Source organism: Frateuria defendens (genome assembly GCF_001182895.1).
Taxonomy (GTDB): domain Bacteria; phylum Pseudomonadota; class Gammaproteobacteria; order Xanthomonadales; family Rhodanobacteraceae; genus Frateuria_B; species Frateuria_B defendens.
On record NZ_LFQR01000174.1, the window covers coordinates 1 to 2,694 of the forward strand.

2 protein-coding genes are annotated in these 2,694 nt (G+C 67.7%); both read right to left on the reverse strand.

The genetic code is table 11. The annotated features are described in order from the left end of the window. Positions 1-224: 224 nt before the first annotated feature. Positions 225-1,436: an ABC transporter permease gene (locus ACH65_RS17475; protein ID WP_049623916.1), complete on the reverse strand. Its 1,212-nt coding sequence runs from the start codon at positions 1,434-1,436 to the stop codon at positions 225-227. A gap of 10 nt (positions 1,437-1,446) precedes the next feature. Continuing rightward, positions 1,447-2,694 (reverse strand): ABC transporter permease (locus ACH65_RS17480; protein WP_049623917.1); only part of this gene is annotated, 1,248 nt, incomplete at its 5' end.

The following is a 2,694-nucleotide window of genomic DNA, read 5'->3' on the forward strand; positions in this document are numbered from 1 at the left end:
CGATGGCCATCACCATCAGCACCGTCAGCACCGGGTTGCGGCGCAGGCTGCGCAGGCCGAGTTCAAGGTAATAGCCGAACATCCATTCACTCCTTACATCGCATTAGCTTTTCTCCCCTCGCCCTACTGGAGGCGAGGGTTCGGCCAGCTCGCGACGTTGCGCTCCGCCCGAACCCTCTCCCGCCGCTGCGTAGGCCCTCTCCCGGCGGGAGAGGGAACCTCCGTCACACCGACCGCGTCGCTTCCACCGGCGGCACCTTCGACGCCCGCAGCGCCGGTGCCAGCACCGCGCCCTGCCCCAGCAGCAACAGCAGCACCACGCCCACCGCCACGTAGGCCAGCGACAACGGCTGCATGGCGAAGCGCACCACCAGCCAAAGGTTCATCGCCACCGCCAGCAGCACGCCCAGCAGCACGCCGCCGCCGCTGATCAGGAGGTTCTCGGTGAGGAAGTAGCCCAGGATGTCGCGCTGGCGCGCCCCCAGCGCGCGGCGCACGCCGATCTGCTTGCGCCGCTGGCCGACCCAGAAGCTGGTGAGCCCGACGATGCCCGCGGCGGTGATCGCCAGCAGCACCACACTGATCACGCCCATGATGAGAGCCAATCCGCGGTCGCGGCCATAGACCTGTGTGCGGATGTCCGCATAGGGCTGCGCATCGACCAGGCGCATGCGGTTTACCCCAAGCAGCGCTTTCGGCGCATCCCGCACCATCGCGGCGACCGCGTCGGGTCGTGTGCGTACCAGATAAAGCCCGAAACCGGCGACGGAACGCATCGGCAGCAACAGCGAGTTATACGCCGTGGGCCCGCCCATGCCGGCCATCTGCCCCTGCAGGCTGGCAACCACACCCACCACTGTGCATGGCCGGCCCTGGATGTACACCGCGCGGCCGAGCATGCCGCCCTGTGATTGCAGGGCCTCGACAAGCGGGCGGGTGACGATGCACTGCGTGGCGGGGAGTTCACCCTGGCCGTCGAAATCGCCGATCTCGTCGGCGCGGAAATTGCGCCCGGCCAGCAACCGCAGCCCCAGCGTGGACAAGGTATGCGTGTCGGCAAAGTAGACCGAGACAGGGGCACGCGATGCATGTGGTCCGTCGTCCAGGCTTATCTCGTCGAGCCAACTGGGCCCGGCCAGAGGCACCGTATTGCCTGCGGAAGCGTCGATCACGCCAGGCAGCCCGCGCAACGCCGCCAGGTCCGTCTCCAGCATCGCCGCCTGCTGCCGTGCCGACAGGTGTTCGATCCAGTCATTGTTGACCACCACCAGCCCTGCCTCGTCCATGCCGGTGGGGCGCAGCAGGTGCGCCACGCGCTGGTGAATGACGAACAGGGCATTGCACACGATCGCCAACGTCAGCGCGACTTGCAACGCAACCAACGCTGTGCCGGTCTTGTGACAGCGGAGTGCGGCAAGGATGGGCCTGATCTGCATCGTCGCGGCCTCAGTTCGATTTCAGTTGCCACGCGGGCTGCACCCGTGCCGCGCGCCAGGAGGGATAGAACGCGGCGACCAGCGCGGCTGCCACCGACACCAGCACGGTCAGCCCTACCAGACGTGCGTCCACCTTCGTCAATGCCGCGATGTCGGACTCGAAGGCCAGCCGCGCGGCGAACGTACCTAGCACGGTCAGCAGCAGGCCCAGCGCGCCGCCCACCAGACCGATCACGCCCGCCTCGGCAAGGAACTGCGCATGTATCGCGCGCCGCGAAGCCCCCAGCGCGCGGCGCACGCCAATCTCTGGCGCGCGCCGCAGGAACTTGGCCAGCAACAGGCCGACGGTGTTGATCAGGCACACCAGCAGCAGGGCCACGGCAAGCAGCAGTGCGATGCGCGTCTCCGGCGGCACCACCTGCTTGTAGTCCAGCCACCGCATCAGGTCGCGCAGGCGCACATTGGGCGCCCAACCGAAGCGGCCGGCCTTCTGCTGCTCCATCGCGTAGTGATCCAGGAAGGCACGGTAGGCGCGCACCGCCGCCGGCGTGGGCAATTCCGCCCAGAAGCCGATCCACACGCATTCCGAGCGCATGCGCTCGGCCAGGCTCGTCGCTAGCTTGCCAGCGCATTGCTTCATGCCGATGGAATCCATCTGCACGTCGATCGCGCGATTGAACGGCACGAAGAAGTCCGGCGGCTGGCCGTAGGTGCTGCCGTTGTTCACGTCGTAGAAGCGCGGCTGCGGGTGCCACGTCGCCATCACCCCGACTACACGGTAGCGGTGGTCGTCCAGCATCACCTCGCGACCGACGCTGTCGGCATCGCCGAACAGCTTGCGATTGAGCGCATCGCCCAGCACCACCACGTCGGCCCGCTGGCCATCGTGGTCGGCCGTCCAGCCACCACCGTAATGGAACGGCACGTCGAACATCGGGAAGAAATCGGCGAAGGCCGCGTAGCCGCCCGCGCGGAACGGCGCGTGCGAAGCATCCTGCGGCACCACCGAGGCGCCAACCGGGTACAGCGCCGTCTGGTGTGCGGCGCGATGCGCGCGCATCAGCGCCATGGCGTCCAGGTAGCTGAGCATGTCCGGCGGCTCGCCATGAACCCGGTGCTGCTGCGGCCCCCAGTTGTCGATCTGCGGCACGAACAGCCGCGAGGATTTCCACGGAATGGGGTCGCCCGACACGGCGCGGAACACGGACCAGGTGGTCATCGACGCCGCCACGCCGAAACCGATGGCCATCACCATCAG